Genomic DNA, 20,549 nt, shown 5'->3' with positions numbered 1-20,549 from the left:
AAATGATCAGTGAATACTCTAGCAGCATTTTATAATTGTGGGTAATAGTAAGAATTTAAATCAGGAGAGTAAGTTGGTAAAAATAAAATACTGCAACCAAAAGATTCAATTAACGTTTTCACTTTTGTACTTTTATGAAAATTAATATTATCCATTACTACTATCTGACCAGGCTTTAACTCTTTGATCAATATCTCTTGTACATAAGTTTCAAAAATGTCCTTATTACATGTCCCATCAAATATTATTGGGGCAATAATATCTTTGGCAGACACCCCAGCAATCATACTAATCTGTGATTTATGTTGATAGACCCTTTCACCATAACATCTTTGACCGATAATGCTCCACCCGTGTTCTCTACAGCTATTATCTTCTATCCCAGATTCATCGATAAATACTAAATCTTGTTTGTCTATAGTTTTTAGTTTCAATATAAACTCATTCCTTAGACCAACATCTCTTTTGGGATGAAGAAAAGTTTTTTTTATAACTATAACCTAATTTATTAAGCAATCTTGATATCGTACTTGCAGATACTTTTTGACTCCAGTTGTTAGCTAGTTCCATGGTGGTTTTATCAAAATTTAATTCTATAAATTTTTTAAATCCCTCTATGTCTCTTATTATTCTACGATGTCCTGTATGATAACCACTTTTTGCTTTGATATCGCCGGTTTGTTTCTTTAATTTTTTCCATTCTATTATAGTCTTCCTACTAATAGAGTATATCTCAGAAGTCTCTTTTATTGTTTTACCATCTGTTAAACTTTTTATTACTCATATTCTTAAATCGTATGAATATGCCTTTGCCATAAGTTTTTCATTTAGTATAATCTAACTCATACTCTAAGTCACTATCTTATCGCATTAAGCTATAGCACTAAGAGAGGATATAAAATTTGACTAACAGATAAAGCTCCTCTATTATCTTGATCAAGATATAATCACAAATAGAATTCTAGTTATGAACAAAAATATAAAACTATTTTTTACAGCAATTTTTATTGTATTCAGTATAGGAAATAACATTATCTTGGCTGAAGATTATCCCAAAAGTAAACAAGAACAGAAATGGGATGAAGTAGGTTCAATAGCTGGAGAAGAAGGGCTAGTTTTTAGACCAGGCAGAGTTAAAAATGAATCTACTAAAGCAGCTGGTTGTTCAATTAATAAATATCTATGGCAAGCATCAATAAATACTGTAAGTTTTATTCCTCTTGCATCAGCTGACTCAAATGGTGGCGTTATAATTACAGAATGGTATAGCCCTCCCGCCACCCCCAATTTTCGTTTTAAAATAAACATATTTATTAAGGAGGATGTGATACATCCTGATGCAATTGAAGTAAAAGTATTTGAAGAAGTGCTGAAGAATAAACAATGGGTAATGAATGAAAATACTTCGAATCTTGCTATCACACTTGAAGACAAAATTTTAAGAAGAGCAAGGGAAATATATATTAGTAGTACGAAATAATTGAAAAACATGAGTATTGAACAAAAATGGCAACAGATTTGGCAAGAAGAAAAAGCCTTTGAAGTATCAAACGAAAGCAGCAAACCTAAATATTACGTTTTAGAGATGCTACCTTACCCATCCGGTAAAATTCACGTAGGTCACGTACGTAATTATTCTATAGGTGACGTGGTTGCCAGATTTATGACAATGCAAGGCTTTAACGTACTTCATCCTATGGGCTGGGACTCTTTCGGCTTGCCGGCAGAAAATGCAGCAATAAAAAATAATTCTCATCCAAAAGAATGGACTTATTCGAATATCGAAAATATGAAAAAGCAGCTGAAATCGATGGGCTTTTCCTATGATTGGTCTAGAGAGATAAATAGTTGCGACCCTGATTATTATAAACATGAGCAAAAATTCTTCTTAGAGCTTTATGAAAGAAATCTTGCTTATCAAAAAGAATCGCTTGTTAATTGGGATCCGGTTGATAATACTGTACTTGCAAACGAGCAGGTTGTTGACGGACGTGGTTGGCGTTCAGGTGCAATAGTTGAAAAACATTATTTAAAGCAATGGTTTTTAAAAATCACGAATTATGCTGAAGAGTTACTAAATGAGATTCCTAGCTTAACCGAATGGTCTGAAGCAGTCCGCTCTATGCAAGAAAAATGGATCGGTAAATCTATAGGTGCTAACTTTCATTTCAAAATTAAGGATAATGAAGATGCCATAGAGGTATTTTCGACTAAACCGGAAACTATATTTGGAGCTAGCTTTGTAGGCATTGCTTTTAATCATCCAATAATAGAGGAGTTAGTTTCCAAAACTCCTGCAATAGAAAATTTTATCGCTAAATGCTCTAATATAAACGGCTCTGCTGAGCTTGATAAAGCTGAGAAAGAGGGAATATTTACCGGTCTTTACGTCATTCATCCTTTTGACTCAAATATAACTTTACCTGTTGTTATTACTAATTTCGTGTTGATGGATTACGGCACAGGAGCAGTTTTTGGTTGCCCTGCTCATGATCAACGTGACCATGAATTAGCTGTTAAAATGAATTTACCTATAAAGCAGGTAATTGAAACAGACACTGATGTGCAGGAAGCTGCATATACTGAAGATGGTATTTTAGTTAACTCAGGTTTTTTAGACGGCTTAACTAATAATGAAGCTAAGCAAAGAATTATAGAAGAATTTGAGAAATTAGGCATAGGCAAACGCACAATAAATTATCGCCTGAAGGATTGGGGGATCTCAAGGCAACGTTTTTGGGGCTGTCCTATCCCTATAATTCATTGTGATTCTTGTGGTTTAGTACCTGTACCTGATTCGGATTTACCAGTTACTCTACCTGATGACGTGAAATTTGATGGTCACGGCAACCCTTTAGACAATCACCCAACTTGGAAACATGTTAACTGCCCGAAATGTAGCAAGCCTGCTATTCGTGAAACTGATACTTTTGATACGTTTTTCGAATCTTCTTGGTATTTCACAAGATATTGTAATAGCCAGGCTCTAGAAATGACCGATAAAAAAGCTTGCGATTATTGGTTGCCAGTTGATAAATATATTGGCGGCATTGAACACGCCGTAATGCATTTACTATATGCAAGATTTTTTACTAAGGTAATGAACGAGCAGGATTATGTTAGTGTCCGTGAACCTTTTAAAGGGTTATTCACGCAAGGCATGGTATTGCATGCTACTTATAAAGACGAGCATAATAATTGGCTATATCCTGAAGAAGTAATTAAAAAAGGTAATGAATTTTTCCATAAAGACAATGGTGGTTTAGTTACACAAGGTCGCATCGAGAAAATGAGTAAATCCAAAAAGAACCTCATTGATCTTGAAACTATGCAACAACAATATGGTGCAGATGCGATAAGATTTTTTGTATTATCTGACAGTCCACCGGAAAAAGATTTAGAATGGTCAGCAAGCAGTATTGAGGGGTGTGCACGTTTTATCAATAAACTTGAGCAAATGCAAGAAGCGATAATAAAGCTTTCAGATAATAATAATACTAATAAAGAGTTAAAGAGGTTGATTTATTTTACCATCAAACATGTTGCTGAGGATATAAAACATTTTGCTTTAAATAGAGCAATAGCACGTATGCGTGAGCTTTTTAATGCTATATCGAGTGAGATTAATAAAGAAGAAGTTGACGTGCAAAACGCAAAGCACGGCTTTAATGTATTAATTCAGCTGTTAAATCCTTTCATCCCACATATTACAGAAGAAATTTGGCAAAAGCTTGGTCACAAAACATTTCTATACAATGCAGTATTTCCTACTTTTGATGAATCGATGTTAGAACTAGACACATATGTTATGGCAGTTCAGGTTAATGGTAAGCTTCGTGATACTTATGAGTTCAATACATCCGCAAATGAAGATGAAATAAAGCAAATTACTATTGCTTTACCGAAAATCCAAAAATTTTTAGAAAACAAAGAACCTAAAAAAATTATCCTTGTTCCTAAAAAGATCATAAATATCATTTGTTGAAGATTCTCATCACGCAATTTATCATCCCGTGGCTTGATCACGGGATCTTGTCTCACAATCTGTGTTCTAAGATCCCGTGGACAAACCACCATGGAATGACATCTTATAATAACCTAACAAATTGTCATATTTTACCTAAATATTAAACTATCCATAAACATTGTGACAAAAATGTTATAAAAAAATGTTGCTTTCTTTTAAATTCGGTATTAACGTATATATTTATGTCAACATTTTAGGGTAGGTCACAATGTCATCAATCGATGTTTTAATAGTAGACGATGAAGAAGATATACGGGATCTCTGTGCGGCAATTTTGAAAGACGAAGGTTTTAGTCCTAAAGTTGCAGCTAATAGTACACAAGCTCTTAAAATACTTGCTGAAAAGCCGGTATCTGCGGTAGTACTTGATATTTGGCTTCAAGGAAGCGAAATGGATGGTCTTGGTATCCTAGAAGTGATTAAAAAACGCTATCCTTTAATGCCAGTAATAATTATTAGTGGTCATGGTACAATAGAGACAGCAGTAAATGCTATAAAAATGGGTGCTTACGACTATTTAGAAAAACCTTTTAATAATGATAAATTAGTTATTTTGCTTAAAAGAGCTTGTGAAGTCACGAAACTAAAGCGTGAGAATATAGATTTAAAATCAAAAGTTATAGATAAGACTGAGCTAGTAGGTAACTCCACTGTTACTTTAAAATATAAAGCAGAAATAGATAAAGCGGCAAGCTCCAGCAGCCGTATTATGATTCATGGTAAAGTAGGCAGTGGTAAAGAGTTAACAGCAAGGTTAATTCATAAAAAATCAAAGAGATTTAATAATCCATTCATTATTTTCAGCCCTACCTGCATGACTTTAGAAAAAATTAATCAAGAGTTATTCGGTGAAGCAGAAAAGCAAGAAAGTAATAATAACAGTAACAAACGACCTACTATTTTAGAGTTTGCTAATAACGGCACTTTATATATAGATGAAGTTAGCAATATCCCAGTTCCAATTCAAATAAAATTATTAAAGTTTTTAAAAGATCATACTATTAAAAAACCTTGTGGGAAAGTTGTCAAAGTTGACATAAAAATCATCACCGGCACTTCTAAAAATATTCAAGAAGAAGTTAATAATGGTAGGTTTTTAGAAGATTTATATTATCGCCTAAATGTATCGTCATTAAAAGTACCATCATTATTTGACAGAAAAGAAGATATACCGCTGTTAGTTAAATATTTTGTTAAACAACTTTCAAAATTTTCAGGTTTAAAAGAACGTGTTTTTGCTGATGAAACTATAGCTGCATTACAATCTTACGAGTGGCCAGGTAATATTAGACAGTTACGCAATGTTGTTGAGTGGACTTTAATTATGAATCCTATCACCTCAGGAAATAATGAAATCATTAAACCCTATATGATACCCTCAGAGATTCTAGCAAACAGCGTTAATTTAACTAAACTTGAAGATAGCTTTGATATGCTATCTATGCCCCTTAGAGAAGCTAGAGAAGTTTTTGAACGCCAATATCTATCAGCACAAATGAGCAGGTTTAACAATAATATCTCAAAAACATCTTCATTTGTCGGTATGGAGCGATCAGCTTTGCATCGTAAATTAAAATTATTAAGCTTGCATATACCTCCAACTGGAAGAATCAATGAGGAGGAATATGAAGAAGCAAACGTTTAAAACTATAATTATTTTTACTATTTCTTTATCCTTGACTAATTGCTCTGAACCTACACGTGATACGAATGGTTTACTAACTGATAACCAAAGTACTGTAATTAGGAATTACATAATGTCACAAAATGCTAAAAACCTTAAAGTTAATCTTAAAGGACAATTTGGCTCAAATCTAAGAGGATTAAAACTAATTGGAGTAAAGTTAATAGATGAAGATTTGTCAGAGGTAGATTTAACTTCATGCGAAATATTACGTGCTGATTTTACTGGAGCTAATTTACAAAAAGCTATCTTAACAAATGCTATCATACAAGAAAGTAATTTTGCAAATGGGACAATACAAAATGTTTCAGGATATAACTCTGATTTCCAAGGCTCAATTTTTAATAATATTACTCTGCAAGATATAAATTTTGTTCAGGCAAATTTTAGTAATACTGCTTTTAGCAAGACTAATATTAAAAATGTAAATTTTGAAAATGCTAGGCTTGAAAATGTATTATGGAATAATGATACTATTGATGGAGTTAATTTTCAAAAAGCCATTCTTAAAAACAATAGTTTAAAAAATACTAATATAGAAAATTCAATATTTTATGGTGCAGATTTAGAAGGAAGCATCATAAATAGTACTAATTTTACTAATAATTATTTTGAATCTAGCGACTTAAGTAGAGCGAAATTAACTGCCGTAATAATTAAGGATTCTAATTTTACACAAAGTATATTTAATGAGATAAATTTTAATAATGTGCAGGCTAATAACTCTATTTTTTCTTATACTACTTTTCAAGGTTCAACCCTGCAAAATATCAGTATAGTTAAATGCGATTTACAAAGTAGTGTAATTAGCGGCTCTACTTTAACTCAGTTTAAAGTAGATACTAGCTTATTAAATAATGTAAGCCTAAATGATATTAAATTTAACAATTTATCGATAAAAAATAGTAATGCTAATTTTGCAAGACTTAATAAAATGGCTGGAGTAAATATTACTTTTAATAACTTAAGCTGGACTAATAACGTCTTTAGCAATAACGATGTCAAGCAGTTCACAGTAATTAATACCGATTTAAATAATAGTGAATTATCAAACTCGAATATAAGCAATAGTCAGTTCAACAATGTAAATTTTTCTAAAACATTAATGCAAAACGTAAATTTTTCGGATGTGAAAATTACTTCAGGAAATTTAAATCAGATAGCTTTAATAGGGTCTAATTTAACAAATATTACATTTAACAATTCTTCTTTTTATAATTCACAAATAAATAATACTCACTATACGAATTCGACTTTTGTTAATACTAACTTTGCAAGCAACATCATTTTAAATAGTGAAGATTTTAGTAAATTTCCCTCAAACACAGTAATTACTTCTGTAAAAGATTTGCAAAAAACTACTAATCTAGCAAATATGAATTTAGCAAATTTTGATTTAAGTAATTTAATATTTAATACAGTTAATTTTTCTGGTGCTATTTTCAAAAACGCTAATTTAACAAATACGGCAATTCAAAACTCTAATATAGAGAAAGCCGATTTTTCTAATGCAATAGTTAGTAAAACAGATTTTTCAAACTCTATATTAACGGATAGCATATTCAAGTCGGCTAAAATTGATCAAGCTAATTTCACTGGTAGCAACTTAACTAATGCCGACTTTACCGAGGCAGAAATTAAAAATGTTAACTTTAATAAAGTTACAACTACTGGAGTAAAGGGGATAGATAATTCTAATTGATAGAATCAAAAAATCAGAATTTTATCCAAAGAGTTAACAATATCGATAGAAAGAAGTATTTAACTAATGATACTCCTCGCAGCAGAGCTACGAGGTATCTATCCAAAAAGTTTTAACTGTTTTTGTTGAAATGCTTTATAAGAAGGTTTGCCTGAACCTTGATTTTTTACATAATTACGTAATTTCCGCTCATCACCATGTTTACATACTGTGCTCATAAAATATCCTTTACTCCAAAACTCACTTCCCCATAATTTTTCTTTAAGATTTGGATATTTCTTAAACATTTCCTTAGATGTAATACTTTTTATGATTTGAGTTATTTTTGTTGGGCTATACATTGGTATTGACTGTAGTAAAAAATGTACATGTTCTTTATCTACTCCTATTTCCAAAAATCTAATTTCATAACGAGCTTCTATGTCCTCACAAATTTTACATAAATAATCGTCTAGTTCCTCATTGAATATTACTCTTCTATACTTTGCCGGTGTTACTAAATGATATATTAGTACTGTGACATTATCACTTTTATGTATATAACTGCTTTCTTCCATGCATCTAGTATATCACGAAGCAGACCTTCGGGGAATTAAACCCTAAGAGATTAAATATTGTTCTTGAAATTCGGCAAGTTTTGGATCAGATTCACCTGATAAATTCTTGAGCCCATCAAACAAATACCTAAAAAGCCGATTTTATTCTTTTCGCAATATTCCTTAACATCTTTTAAATGATCTTTTCGATCATCAACAAATACAATAAAGTTAGCTTGTAAATCTTTAGAAAATTTTGCTAAAGTACCACTTTTTGAATGGTTACCGGTTATAAATATTCCCTTATAAAAAACAGCGTCATCTTTTTTAGTTGAACCAGAATTTGTTAGTTTTTCATTACCAGAAAATTCTATACCTGAACTTTTCAATTCTTTATATCGCCAATCTTCTACAGAATCAATATTACCAGACTGCCCTGTATTAATCTGGGTAATAGCATAAACAGAATAATCATTTTTTAAAGTATTTAAAACCTGCACCCATTCTTCATCAATCAGCATCACTTTCCGCTGCAAACGCCAATTACTGATAATCTCTTCAAAATTATCATAATTATTTTTGTTTGCCTTGATCCTATCAATCATTTGATTATATGGCGGTTTTCTAAAAGTAACTGATTGCGGCGTTATAATAGTATCGTCCACATCTAAAAATATTGATGCTTCAGCGGGTGTGGTTTTTAATAATTCAAGTATTTCTAAAGCTGAGCTAGCAGTTGGAAATTTGAGGGTATGATTGGGCATATAATATTCAGAAATAAAATAAATAGTTTTGTAATACGAAGATCAACTTCAAAAAGAGCAAGGCGTCCACAAGACGAGGAACGGAGCGTACACTTAGTACGTGAGTACCGGAGTACTTGTAGGACAACGTAGCCAATTTTTGAAGTTCATCGAGTATTACTCCCCTTGAGCCAAACTATAACCAGCCACACCATCAAACTCAAAAAGATTTTCTACTTTAATAAAATCGATATTTGCTTTGCTTAATGTCTCAAGTAATTTTGTTATATCTAAATGTTTAAGCTCTGACTCATCTTTAGCCATAAAACGACAACACCAATGATCGGATATGGTCTCAAATCTTGTATCACGAGACCATAATTTTAGTCCTTTGGAAGAGATTGTTTTCAGCTCAAAATTAGCGATATCAAGCTTGTTTATCTTATCTGCTATATCATGAGCAGAAGCGACATTCATGTTTACAAATACATCCGTGCCGACTAATTTTTTTACCTCTTTAGTGTCAATTTCATAATTAGTATTACTTTCTTGTTTTTTAGTAACCAACGGATAATCTGCTTTAGGTAATTTTTCTGGCTTCTGACCTAATCTTTTTACTACTTCCTCGGCAAATTCTTTTGTGCCGACCTTTTTAGTAGAATGGTCTTTGTTATATATATCTGCCGTATGTATGCCATCTTCTATAGTCTTCTTCCAAGCATTCTCGATTATAGTTGCGATATCACCCTGCCCTATATGCACCAGCATCATTATAGCGGAATTTAACAACCCTGACGGATTAGCAATATTCTTACCTGCGATATCGGGAGCACTGCCGTGTACTGCTTCAAACATTGCATAATGCTGACCGATGTTCGCAGAACTGGCAAGCCCTACAGAACCGGAAGTTTCGGCAACAACGTCGGAAATAATATCACCGTAGAGATTAGAGGTTACTATTACGTCAAATATTTCCGGCTTAGTTGCTAGCCTTGCCGTACCGATATCAATAATATAATGCTCATTTTTAATTTGCGGATATTCTTTAGCAATTTCGTTAAATACTTTATGAAAAATCCCGTCAGAAAATTTCATGATGTTATCCTTACTTAAGCAAGTAACTTTTTTACGATTATTTTTTACTGCATATTCAAAGGCGTATCTAATAATTTTCTCACAACCCGTACGGCTAATAAGCTTAACCGACTCATACATATTATGCGTCTGACGGTATTCTATACCAGCATATAAATCTTCCTCATTCTCACGTATGATAGTTAGGTTTAGATTTGGATGCTGAGTTTTAGTAAAAGGATGAAACGAAACAGACGGACGAATATTGGCAAAAAGCTGTAATGTTTTACGAATCGTAACATTTAGGCTTTTATATCCTCCTCCTTGCGGGGTAGTAATCGGAGCTTTAAGTATAATTCCCGTACGTTCTATCGATGCCCAGCTTTCTTCGCTTATACCTGAACTATAGTGCTTTACATAGAGTTTTTCCCCTACTTCTATAGTCTCTAAGCGGACTCGTGCTTCAGCTTTACGTAATATATAAAGCACAGCTTCCATTATTTCAGGACCTATCCCGTCCCCGTATGCAATTGTAATCGGTATGAATTCTGCCATATTGATACTTATTAATAGTTATAGTTGATTTGGACTTCTTTTAATCTCTCATTCAATATAAAAGTTACTTCAGAAGTTATATTTAAATTATCTTTTGCATATAAAATTTGAGCACTTGGAATGACTAAATTAACGCTATATTTTTCTGCAAGCTCACTAATTATTGTAATCGTTAATTCATGAATTTTACTCATAGCTTCGGCATGAGCTTGTTCAAGTCTTGCTTTTTTACTCTGAATTTCTTTTTTTACTTCGGTAACCTTTTCATAAAATTCGCTTACTTTCTTTTCAAATTCATCTTCGCTTAAAGAAGAACGTTCTTTCATCACGTTTTCTTCCATAGGCTTAAATTCTGCTTCTTTTGCGTTAATATCTTCTTGAATTTTTTGATTAATTTTTTCAACTTTATTACGCAAATTTTTTATAGCCATTGATCCTTCTAAAATCGATTGAACATCAACAATAGCCACTCTAACTTTAAAATTATCTTCTTTATTTGGCAACTCTGCTTGAGCAAAATATGAAAAACTTATTATTAAAAGCAACCCTAATAATCTATACTGCACGATATAACTCTGTTTATTTGTTGGTTAGAAGATTGTGCACATGCCATCCCGTGGCTTGTCCACGTGATGACACTACTGTACATAAAAGCTCTATTAATCAAGAATAAATAACATACTATGATTTGTCTAGTCTGAATGTTCCCCTAACATTGGTACATCCTGCTGCCATCCTGTATATTCTTCATCAAATTTATAATCTTCTTGATCATCACCCATACTAACATCCTCATCACTATCACTACTCTCAAGTTTTGGTTCTGTCAAAGGTTCTTCCAAATCAACATCAACCCCATGAATTTTATTAAGCTCAAATGATACTCCTCGCAGCAGAGCTACGAGGTATCTATCCAAAAAGTTTTAACTGTTTTTGTTGAAATGCTTTATAAGAAGGTTTGCCTGAACCTTGATTTTTTACATAATTACGTAATTTCCGCTCATCACCATGTTTACCTACTGTGCTCATAAAATATCCTTTACTCCAAAACTCACTTCCCCATAATTTTTCTTTAAGATTTGGATATTTCTTAAACATTTCCTTAGATGTAATACTTTTTATGATTTGAGTTATTTTTGTTGGGCTATACATTGGTATTGACTGTAGTAAAAAATGTACATGTTCTTTATCTACTCCTATTTCCAAAAATCTAATTTCATAACGAGCTTCTATGTCCTCACAAATTTTACATAAATAATCGTCTAGTTCCTCTTTGAATATTACTCTTCTATACTTTGCCGGTGTTACTAAATGATATATTAGTACTGTGACATTATCACTTTTATGTATATAACTGCTTTCTTCCATGCATCTAGTATATCACGAAGCAGACCTTAGGGGAATTAAACCCTAAGAGAACGCGAGTTTCGTATTCAAAAAGTCGCTGTATAGCTGATAAACAGTGGGTTACGGGGATATTGATAATACTGTTTTTGTTATAAAGTGAGTACAAAATACAAATTGCTAATTAAAATATGGTATTTATAGTATAAGAAAAAAGTTTATAGGTTATTGAAAAAACTTTAAGAGCAATAACCTATGATAATGGATTTTACAGAAATATTTTGTTACGTCGATGATTTTTTTCAAGAATTAGACAAGCATACAAATTCAATTACTAACCATAACAACAAATCTGGTCCTAAAAGTCGACTTAACAGAAGTGAGGTAATAACAATTATAATAGGCTACTGGCAGTCATCTTATGATTGTTTTAAGAATTATTATCTGAAGCAAATATGGATTTATCATCAAAGAGATTTTCAATTAGTAAGCTATAGTCAATTTATAAAAATAATAGGTCCACATTTACCACTATTAGTACTGATATTCAATTCTATTTTGGATCAGTGTGATGGCCTTTCTTTTGTAGATTCAAGTAGTATAGAGGTATGTAAGAGATACCGTATTTCAATGAATAAAGTGTTCGCCGGCATAGCAGCACGCAGTAAGACAACAAAAGGTTGGTTCTATGGACTTAAACTACATCTAATAATTAATAGAGCCGGTGGTATAGTTAAAGCATCTTTTAGCCCTGGCAATAAGGATGATAGAAAACAGCTGGAACTGATGATCAAAAATCTTTTTGGTAAAGTATTCGGAGATCGTGGTTATATTTCACAACAATTATTTCAACAACTTTTAGAGCAAGGAATTTTTATGGTAACTAGGGTAAAGAAAAATATGAAAAATAAACTTATGTCTATGTTGGATAAAATATTATTGCTTAAAAGAGCATTAATAGAATCTGTGTTTAGTAAAATTAAACTATTGGGGAAGTTTGAGCATTCAAGGCATAGATCAGTTACAAATGCCTTTGTGCATATGGTTGCAGCACTGATAAATTATCAAATGTCTGATAATAAACCTTCTATTACATCTCTCTTGATATGCTAAATCCTATGCTATATTAATTCGAAACTCGCGTCTAAGAGATTAAAGCGTCAAAAGCAATCTTAAAACTCGTATCTTGTGGCTCTATTAATACAGCTTTCATTCCAGCTTTTTTTGCAGCTTCCACGTTGTGTGGTGTATCTTCAATTAATAATACATTTGCCGGATCTGTTACTCCTGCTTTTTGCATAGCTTCTTCTATATGCTTCTGTTTGTCACAAACGGGATGAACCATATAATATTTCTTCAAAGCTGCCGGTAAATAAGACACTATATGTAGCTTTTCCACATCTTCTTTAAGTATTTTTGTCATAGCATATTTCACGGCTTGCGGATAATCGTTAAATGATACTAGTACCACTTCATATTCAGATGACCAAGCTTTTTTTATTAAAGTAACTAATCTTTCTTTATTCCTCCAACCTAAAGACGGATTTCTTAAAAATTCATCTGTATATTGTATTATTAGCTCATCGGTGATAGACATCCCCAATTTATGGGCTATCATTAATTTCTCACCAAGGTAATTATGCAAACTCTTTAAAAATATTGTTCCGTCAACATCAAGACATAATATTTTTTTTCTTCATAAATGGAATTGTAAAAGTTAATATATATTGTTCTTTAAATTGAATTCATGAGTTTTACAAGAAGTTTATTCCATTTTTTGCTATTTTGGTATATAATGCAGAAAACTATTGTAAACTTGTGAGAATTTTTAAAGATGACATCTATTCGTAATATAGCAATTATTGCCCACGTTGATCATGGGAAAACCACGCTTGTTGATAATATGCTTAAACAAAGCGGTACTTTTAGAGCTAACCAACAAGTAGCAGAGCGTGCTATGGACTCTAACGACCTTGAGCGTGAACGTGGGATTACCATACTTGCCAAATGTACCGCCCTTATGTGGGGTGATGTACGTATCAATATAGTAGACACACCAGGACACGCTGACTTTGGCGGTGAAGTAGAACGCATACTTAGTATGGTTGACGGCGTTGTATTACTTGTTGATGCATCAGAAGGACCAATGCCACAAACAAAATTTGTGCTATCTAAAGCTCTAAAGCTTGGTTTAAAACCTATCGTTGTTATTAATAAGATTGATAGAGATGATCAAAGGATCAACAAAGTTATTGATGAAGTATATGAGCTATTTGTAGCATTAGAAGCAAATGATGATCAGCTTAATTTCATAGATAAAATAGTTTATGCTTCAGGTAGAGCAGGAAGAGCTTCCTTAAATTTTGACGAGAGTATAAATCCTTTAGACAATCTAGCAGATGATTTAGCACCGCTATTTGACCTGATAGTAAAGCATGTACATGCTCCTATAGCTGATGCTAAAGCACCTTTTTCTATGCTTGTTACTACTAGAGAATTTAATCCTTTCTTCGGTAGAATTTTAACTGGTAGAGTACAAAGCGGTAGCGTTAAGGTTAACCAAAATATTAAAGTACTAAACCGTGAAAATAAAGTACTTGAAAATGGACGAATCACTAAAATATTAGCCTTTAGAGGACTCGAGAGAATTGCTATAGATGAGGCTACAGCTGGTGATATTATCGCTATTGCTGGTGCTGAAAATGCTAACGTTGCCGATACAATATGTGCACCTGAAGTAACTGAAGCCCTGCCATCACTACCAATTGATCCACCAACTCTATCTATGACCTTTAGCGTTAATGACTCACCACTTGCAGGAAAAGAGGGCACAAAAGTCACATCGAGTTTAATCGGTAGCAGATTAATGCGTGAACTTGAAAGTAACGTAGCACTTAAAGTGACCGAAGCAGCCGGATCAAATGCTTTCCAAGTTGCAGGACGTGGGGAATTACAACTTGGTATCTTAATCGAGACTATGCGACGTGAGGGTTTTGAATTATCAATTAGTAGACCGGAAGTATTATTCCAAACAGGCGAAAACGGCAATAAACAAGAACCTATGGAAGAAATTCAAGTTGACGTTGATGACGATTATGTTGGTGTGGTCGTAAGCTCCTTATCACTTAGAAAATGCGAAATGACTGATATGAGACCATCAGGCGGCGGCAAAAGCCGCGTTACTTTTATCGGTCCATCAAGAGGTTTGATCGGTTATCACAGCCAATTTTTAACTGAAACTCGTGGTACCGGTATCATGAACCGTATTTTCCATGGTTATGCTGATTATAAAGGCACTATTGAAGGAAGAACTAAGGGCGTGCTTATCTCTAACGGCGATGGTGAGGCAGTTGCTTACGCTCTATGGAATCTGGAAGATAGGGGAAAAATGTTTATCAATCCAAGCGACAAAGTATATAGAGGGATGATTATTGGTGAACATAGCCGTGATAACGATTTAGAGGTGAACCCGCTTAAGGCTAAACAGCTAAGTAACGTTAGAGCATCCGGTAAAGATGAGGCTATTAAATTAACCCCACCAATGCTTTTAACCTTAGAGCAAGCAATCAGCTATATACAGGACGATGAGCGAGTTGAAGTAACACCGAAATCTATCCGATTACGTAAAGCTCTACTTGATCCTAATGATCGTAAGAGAGCTGGAAAGTAAGGAATTATTTTTGCATAAGCTGCTTCATTGCAAGGAGATTCGTAGAAGAGGGCAGAGGCAATCTCAGGATTTTTAAGATTGCCACGCTCCTTGCATTCGTTCACAATGAGAATTTGACATGCATACAGCAACTCTACGCCTTATCAGGTAGAAAACCGCCTATTTGAGAATTCCATAAAGTCTTATATAATCCGTTATGATCAAGTAGCTCATCATGGTTGCCGTCTTCAATAATTCTACCTTTATCGAAAACTATAATCCTATCCATATGCAAAAGCGTTGATAAACGATGGGCAATTACTATCGTTGTTTTTCCTTGCATTAAATTCCATAGGCTTCTCTGGCACCGTCATATATGGACGCCTGGTTAAAAACAAGTACTAAAAATAAAAAACAGTTAATGATAAATGAAGCAGTCATATATTCGGCATCAAAGTGCCATAATGGTTTCTGCATTCTGCCTAAGATCCTAGAGAGATTCACTCAAGTTAGCGGTATCTAGGTACCATGACGTTAGCTCGGATTTCATCCAGAATGATTATGTATTATCTCTTTAACCCGCCGTTTTATTATTCTACTTTGTTTTTATTTCTTTACCCCTATCTAGTTTAAAAATTATATAGTTTATAATTTATCCTAAATCTTAAGTACTATTATACCAATTGGTAATTTCTGTTCTTTACCAGACAGGCATAAGCGATTCTAGCCAATTTATTAGCTGTAGCTACTGCAATTACATTGAACGATTTCCCTTTTTCTTTTAATCTTTCAATAAATTCTGATAACGCTCCTGATGTCTGATTAGTTTTATAGCTTCTCATCAATAAAGACCTACCAGCCTGTATTAGCATTGTTCTTGCATATCTATCACCTTGCTTGGTTATTCTTCCTAGAATAATCTTACCTCCAGTGCTATTTTGTTTCGGGACAATTCCAAGTGAAGCAGCAAAATCCTTAGCAGAATCGTATGCTTCAACCGGTTTGATGCTTAAAATACTTGCGTTAATTGTACCAATTCCTGGAATAGTTTCTAAAATTTTTGCCTTCTTGGAACTCCGATTCTTTGCTGCTAATTCTTTATCTAAGCTTTGTTCACGAATCATCAATTGTTCAATTTCTTTACAATCCAGCAACATTTGTTCAGCAATAGTGTTGTTAATAAATCCTTCTTCTAGGGCAAAATTTACAAAATTTTGACAAGATTTTGCAAATGTAGATTTTCCGCATGTTACCAAATAGCCAAATTCAAATAATGAAGTCATCAGAGAGTTGCTGTACTGAATCCTTTGTTGTATTATATTTTGTCTTGCTTTATGCAGGTAAGATATTTCTTGCTCTTCTATTGTTTTAGCTTTGACGTGTATTAAATCGGGATCACATGATGCTTTGCAAATTGCAATTGAATCATTAATGTCATTTTTTTGTCGAGTTTTTGCATATGCTTTCACATCTTTAGGTTTAAGCAAGATGGCTTTATGTCCTATTGATTCAAGCCTTTGAGCCATATAATGAGCTCCACCACAAGCTTCAAATACAAAGGTTTCTGACTCTGGAAACATTGTTGATAAATTTTCAAAAAAGCTTCTTCGATCCATTGCTTTTTTTAATACAACTTTATTGTCTAAATTTATTGCTGCAAAATGCAACTTTCTTTTTGCTAAATCAATTCCTATTACTTTATAATTACTCATGGTATGGACTCCTTTATAAAATTATTAAAAATTACAAACCTATCTTAGGTTTTGGTTCTTTGATATCTTAATATCACTTAAAACCGTTGATAAGTTCTTTCTTATCATTGGCGTCCATACCATCAAGTTAAGAGAGATGTAAATTAAGTATTGAGCAAATGCATGGAATAATTTATAGAATAGCAGTAACCATTTATCTCTAAATTTCACCATTATGCGTATTACTCAAGCTCCGAAGAGACATCGTTTTCCAGCAAGCATCATTAGCCATGCAGTATGGTTATATCATCGTTTTAACGCGAGTTTCGTATTCAAAAAGTCGCTGTATAGCTGATAAACAGTGGGTTACGGGGATATTGATAATACTGTTTTTGTTATAAAGTGAGTACAAAATACAAATTGCTAATTAAAATATGGTATTTATAGTATAAGAAAAAAGTTTATAGGTTATTGAAAAAACTTTAAGAGCAATAACCTATGATAATGGATTTTACAGAAATATTTTGTTACGTCGATGATTTTTTTCAAGAATTAGACAAGCATACAAATTCAATTACTAACCATAACAACAAATCTGGTCCTAAAAGTCGACTTAACAGAAGTGAGGTAATAACAATTATAATAGGCTACTGGCAGTCATCTTATGATTGTTTTAAGAATTATTATCTGAAGCAAATATGGATTTATCATCAAAGAGATTTTCAATTAGTAAGCTATAGTCAATTTATAAAAATAATAGGTCCACATTTACCACTATTAGTACTGATATTCAATTCTATTTTGGATCAGTGTGATGGCCTTTCTTTTGTAGATTCAAGTAGTATAGAGGTATGTAAGAGATACTGTATTTCAATGAATAAAGTGTTCGCCGGCATAGCAGCACGCAGTAAGACAACAAAAGGTTGGTTCTATGGACTTAAACTACATCTAATAATTAATAGAGCCGGTGGTATAGTTAAAGCATCTTTTAGCCCTGGCAATAAGGATGATAGAAAACAGCTGGAACTGATGATCAAAAATCTTTTTGGTAAAGTATTCGGAGATCGTGGTTATATTTCACAACAATTATTTCAACAACTTTTAGAGCAAGGAATTTTTATGGTAACTAGGGTAAAGAAAAATATGAAAAATAAACTTATGTCTATGTTGGATAAAATATTATTGCTTAAAAGAGCATTAATAGAATCTGTGTTTAGTAAAATTAAACTATTGGGGAAGTTTGAGCATTCAAGGCATAGATCAGTTACAAATGCCTTTGTGCATATGGTTGCAGCACTGATAAATTATCAAATGTCTGATAATAAACCTTCTATTACATCTCTCTTGATATGCTAAATCCTATGCTATATTAATTCGAAACTCGCGTGTTTTAATAGTAGCTACCGAGATGTTCAAGAACAGATGGCATATCGAGGTATTATTTTGAGTCATGAGACAGTAAGATTTTGGTGCAACAAATTTGCAGTTTATTTTCAAGATGTTATCAGAAGGAGAGAGCGGAAGCCAACTGATAAATGGCATTAAGATAAAATGAACATTAAGAATGATACTCCTCGCAGCAGAGCTACGAGGTATAGCTTAATGCGATAAGATAGTGACTTAGAGTATGAGTTAGATTATACTAAATGAAAAACTTATGGCAAAGGCATATTCATACGATTTAAGAATATGAGTAATAAAAAGTTTAACAGATGGTAAAACAATAAAAGAGACTTCTGAGATATACTCTATTAGTAGGAAGACTATAATAGAATGGAAAAAATTAAAGAAACAAACCGGCGATATCAAAGCAAAAAGTGGTTATCATACAGGACATCGTAGAATAATAAGAGACATAGAGGGATTTAAAAAATTTATAGAATTAAATTTTGATAAAACCACCATGGAACTAGCTAACAACTGGAGTCAAAAAGTATCTGCAAGTACGATATCAAGATTGCTTAATAAATTACGCGAGTTTCGAATTAATATAGCATAGGATTTAGCATATCAAGAGAGATGTAATAGAAGGTTTATTATCAGACATTTGATAATTTATCAGTGCTGCAACCATATGCACAAAGGCATTTGTAACTGATCTATGCCTTGAATGCTCAAACTTCCCCAATAGTTTAATTTTACTAAACACAGATTCTATTAATGCTCTTTTAAGCAATAATATTTTATCCAACATAGACATAAGTTTATTTTTCATATTTTTCTTTACCCTAGTTACCATAAAAATTCCTTGCTCTAAAAGTTGTTGAAATAATTGTTGTGAAATATAACCACGATCTCCGAATACTTTACCAAAAAGATTTTTGATCATCAGTTCCAGCTGTTTTCTATCATCCTTATTGCCAGGGCTAAAAGATGCTTTAACTATACCACCGGCTCTATTAATTATTAGATGTAGTTTAAGTCCATAGAACCAACCTTTTGTTGTCTTACTGCGTGCTGCTATGCCGGCGAACACTTTATTCATTGAAATACGGTATCTCTTACATACCTCTATACTACTTGAATCTACAAAAGAAAGGCCATCACACTGATCCAAAATAGAATTGAATATCAGTACTAATAGTGGTAAATGTGGACCTATTATTTTTATAAATTGACTATAGCTTACTAATTGAAAATCTCTTTGATGATAAATCCATATTTGCTTCAGATAATAATTCTTAAAACAATCATAAGATGACTGCCAGTAGCCTATTATAATTGTTATTACCTCACTTCTGTTAAGTCGACTTTTAGGACCAGATTTGTTGTTATGGTTAGTAATTGAATTTGTATGCTTGTCTAATTCTTGAAAAAAATCATCGACGTAACAAAATATTTCTGTAAAATCCATTATCATAGGTTATTGCTCTTAAAGTTTTTTCAATAACCTATAAACTTTTTTCTTATACTATAAATACCATATTTTAATTAGCAATTTGTATTTTGTACTCACTTTATAACAAAAACAGTATTATCAATATCCCCGTAACCCACTGTTTATCAGCTATACAGCGACTTTTTGAATACGAAACTCGCGTTAAATTAGGTTATAGTTATAAAAAAAACTTTTCTTCATCCCAAAAGAGATGTTGGTCTAAGGAATGAGTTTATATTGAAACTAAAAACTATAGACAAACAAGATTTAGTATTTATCGATGAATCTGGGATAGAAGATAATAGCTGTAGAGAACACGGGTGGAGCATTATCGGTCAAAGATGTTATGGTGAAAGGGTCTATCAACATAAATCACTGATTAGTATGATTGCTGGGGTGTCTGCCAAAGATATTATTGCCCCAATAATATTTGATGGGACATGTAATAAGGACATTTTTGAAACTTATGTACAAGAGATATTGATCAAAGAGTTAAAGCCTGGTCAGATAGTAGTAATGGATAATATTAATTTTCATAAAAGTACAAAAGTGAAAACGTTAATTGAATCTTTTGGTTGCAGTATTTTATTTTTACCAACTTACTCTCCTGATTTAAACCCTTACTATTACCCACAATTATAAAATGCTGCTAGAGTATTCACTGAT

19 protein-coding genes and 2 pseudogenes are annotated in these 20,549 nt (G+C 32.7%); 8 read left to right on the top strand and 13 right to left on the bottom strand.

The window, feature by feature from the left end:
• Window positions 1–29: 29 nt before the first annotated feature.
• Complete coding sequence (locus tag ACOAL3_RS07495) at window positions 30–434, bottom strand: IS630 family transposase (RefSeq protein WP_419234730.1); 405 nt, start codon at window positions 432–434, stop codon at window positions 30–32.
• 7 nt (window positions 435–441) lie between these two features.
• Window positions 442–723, bottom strand: a complete 282-nt coding sequence (locus ACOAL3_RS07490) for a COG3415 family protein (RefSeq protein WP_419235585.1) — start codon at window positions 721–723, stop codon at window positions 442–444.
• A 244-nt stretch (window positions 724–967) separates the two neighbouring features.
• Here ACOAL3_RS07490 and ACOAL3_RS07485 point away from each other — a divergent pair, with 244 nt between their 5' ends.
• The 4 genes from ACOAL3_RS07485 to ACOAL3_RS07470 all read left to right on the top strand — a co-directional run bounded on the left by ACOAL3_RS07485 (window position 968) and on the right by ACOAL3_RS07470 (window position 7,413).
• Window positions 968–1,480 carry a DUF3576 domain-containing protein gene (locus ACOAL3_RS07485; protein WP_419234729.1) on the top strand — a complete coding sequence of 171 codons (513 nt, stop codon included), beginning with the start codon at window positions 968–970 and terminating at the stop codon, window positions 1,478–1,480.
• Window positions 1,481–1,489: 9 nt separating this feature from the next.
• Window positions 1,490–3,985 carry a leucine--tRNA ligase gene (gene leuS, locus ACOAL3_RS07480; protein WP_419234728.1) on the top strand — a complete coding sequence of 832 codons (2,496 nt, stop codon included), beginning with the start codon at window positions 1,490–1,492 and terminating at the stop codon, window positions 3,983–3,985.
• A gap of 250 nt (window positions 3,986–4,235) precedes the next feature.
• Entirely contained in the window at window positions 4,236–5,672 is a 1,437-nt protein-coding gene (locus tag ACOAL3_RS07475; RefSeq protein ID WP_395477199.1) for a sigma-54-dependent transcriptional regulator, read from the top strand.
• Window positions 5,641–7,413 (top strand): pentapeptide repeat-containing protein, encoded by a 1,773-nt coding sequence (locus tag ACOAL3_RS07470; RefSeq protein WP_419234727.1) that lies wholly within the window; start codon window positions 5,641–5,643, stop codon window positions 7,411–7,413. Before ACOAL3_RS07475 ends, ACOAL3_RS07470 begins: the two co-directional genes overlap by 32 nt.
• 98 nt (window positions 7,414–7,511) lie before the next feature.
• Here the strand turns inward: ACOAL3_RS07470 and tnpA (ACOAL3_RS07465) are convergent, their stop codons facing one another.
• The 6 genes from tnpA (ACOAL3_RS07465) to tnpA (ACOAL3_RS07440) form a co-directional block, all read right to left on the bottom strand.
• Complete coding sequence (tnpA, locus tag ACOAL3_RS07465) at window positions 7,512–7,970, bottom strand: IS200/IS605 family transposase (protein ID WP_419234544.1); 459 nt, start codon at window positions 7,968–7,970, stop codon at window positions 7,512–7,514.
• A 50-nt stretch (window positions 7,971–8,020) separates the two neighbouring features.
• Complete coding sequence (locus tag ACOAL3_RS07460; protein WP_419234726.1) at window positions 8,021–8,713, bottom strand: DUF2608 domain-containing protein; 693 nt, start codon at window positions 8,711–8,713, stop codon at window positions 8,021–8,023.
• Between the two features lie 156 nt (window positions 8,714–8,869).
• Window positions 8,870–10,321 (bottom strand): NADP-dependent isocitrate dehydrogenase, encoded by a 1,452-nt coding sequence (locus ACOAL3_RS07455; RefSeq protein WP_419234725.1) that lies wholly within the window; start codon window positions 10,319–10,321, stop codon window positions 8,870–8,872.
• Window positions 10,322–10,332: 11 nt separating this feature from the next.
• Window positions 10,333–10,887, bottom strand: a complete 555-nt coding sequence (locus ACOAL3_RS07450) for an OmpH/Skp family outer membrane protein (RefSeq protein ID WP_395477194.1) — start codon at window positions 10,885–10,887, stop codon at window positions 10,333–10,335.
• 126 nt (window positions 10,888–11,013) lie between these two features.
• Window positions 11,014–11,238 (bottom strand): hypothetical protein, encoded by a 225-nt coding sequence (locus tag ACOAL3_RS07445; protein ID WP_419234724.1) that lies wholly within the window; start codon window positions 11,236–11,238, stop codon window positions 11,014–11,016.
• Window positions 11,231–11,689 carry an IS200/IS605 family transposase gene (gene tnpA / locus ACOAL3_RS07440; RefSeq protein WP_419234618.1) on the bottom strand — a complete coding sequence of 153 codons (459 nt, stop codon included), beginning with the start codon at window positions 11,687–11,689 and terminating at the stop codon, window positions 11,231–11,233. Before tnpA (ACOAL3_RS07440) ends, ACOAL3_RS07445 begins: the two co-directional genes overlap by 8 nt.
• A gap of 231 nt (window positions 11,690–11,920) precedes the next feature.
• Here tnpA (ACOAL3_RS07440) and ACOAL3_RS07435 point away from each other — a divergent pair, with 231 nt between their 5' ends.
• A complete protein-coding gene (locus ACOAL3_RS07435) occupies window positions 11,921–12,778 on the top strand; it encodes an IS982 family transposase (protein WP_419234519.1) in 858 nt (285 codons plus the stop codon).
• A gap of 31 nt (window positions 12,779–12,809) precedes the next feature.
• Here ACOAL3_RS07435 and ACOAL3_RS07430 read toward each other — a convergent pair whose 3' ends face one another.
• Entirely contained in the window at window positions 12,810–13,310 is a 501-nt protein-coding gene (locus tag ACOAL3_RS07430; RefSeq protein ID WP_419234723.1) for an HAD-IA family hydrolase, read from the bottom strand.
• A 189-nt stretch (window positions 13,311–13,499) separates the two neighbouring features.
• Between ACOAL3_RS07430 and typA the strand changes: the two genes are divergently transcribed.
• Window positions 13,500–15,335 (top strand): translational GTPase TypA, encoded by a 1,836-nt coding sequence (typA, locus tag ACOAL3_RS07425; protein ID WP_419234722.1) that lies wholly within the window; start codon window positions 13,500–13,502, stop codon window positions 15,333–15,335.
• Between the two features lie 133 nt (window positions 15,336–15,468).
• Here the strand turns inward: typA and ACOAL3_RS07420 are convergent.
• The 3 genes and pseudogenes from ACOAL3_RS07420 to ACOAL3_RS07410 form a co-directional block, all read right to left on the bottom strand.
• Window positions 15,469–15,678, bottom strand: a pseudogene (locus ACOAL3_RS07420) (ABC transporter ATP-binding protein); the annotation flags it as partial.
• Window positions 15,657–15,791, bottom strand: a complete 135-nt coding sequence (locus tag ACOAL3_RS07415; RefSeq protein ID WP_419234721.1) for a hypothetical protein — start codon at window positions 15,789–15,791, stop codon at window positions 15,657–15,659. The gene ACOAL3_RS07415 and the pseudogene ACOAL3_RS07420, both read right to left, overlap by 22 nt.
• 197 nt (window positions 15,792–15,988) lie before the next feature.
• Entirely contained in the window at window positions 15,989–17,026 is a 1,038-nt protein-coding gene (locus tag ACOAL3_RS07410; RefSeq protein WP_419234517.1) for an IS110 family RNA-guided transposase, read from the bottom strand.
• A 477-nt stretch (window positions 17,027–17,503) separates the two neighbouring features.
• Here ACOAL3_RS07410 and ACOAL3_RS07405 point away from each other — a divergent pair, with 477 nt between their 5' ends.
• Window positions 17,504–18,361, top strand: coding sequence for an IS982 family transposase (locus tag ACOAL3_RS07405; protein ID WP_419234545.1), 858 nt, complete (start codon window positions 17,504–17,506; stop codon window positions 18,359–18,361).
• Window positions 18,362–19,007: 646 nt separating this feature from the next.
• Here ACOAL3_RS07405 and ACOAL3_RS07400 read toward each other — a convergent pair.
• Window positions 19,008–19,865 (bottom strand): IS982 family transposase, encoded by an 858-nt coding sequence (locus ACOAL3_RS07400; RefSeq protein WP_419234519.1) that lies wholly within the window; start codon window positions 19,863–19,865, stop codon window positions 19,008–19,010.
• Window positions 19,866–20,041: 176 nt separating this feature from the next.
• On the opposite strand from ACOAL3_RS07400, the pseudogene ACOAL3_RS07395 reads away from it, so the two are divergent.
• Window positions 20,042–20,504, top strand: a pseudogene (locus ACOAL3_RS07395) (IS630 family transposase); the annotation flags it as partial.
• Between the last annotated feature and the right edge of the window lie 45 nt (window positions 20,505–20,549).

The organism is Rickettsia endosymbiont of Nabis limbatus, assembly GCF_965196655.1.
Lineage (GTDB): Bacteria > Pseudomonadota > Alphaproteobacteria > Rickettsiales > Rickettsiaceae > Rickettsia.
Note: the sequence above shows the minus strand (reverse complement) of the source record. Positions and strands in the feature narration are given on the sequence as shown.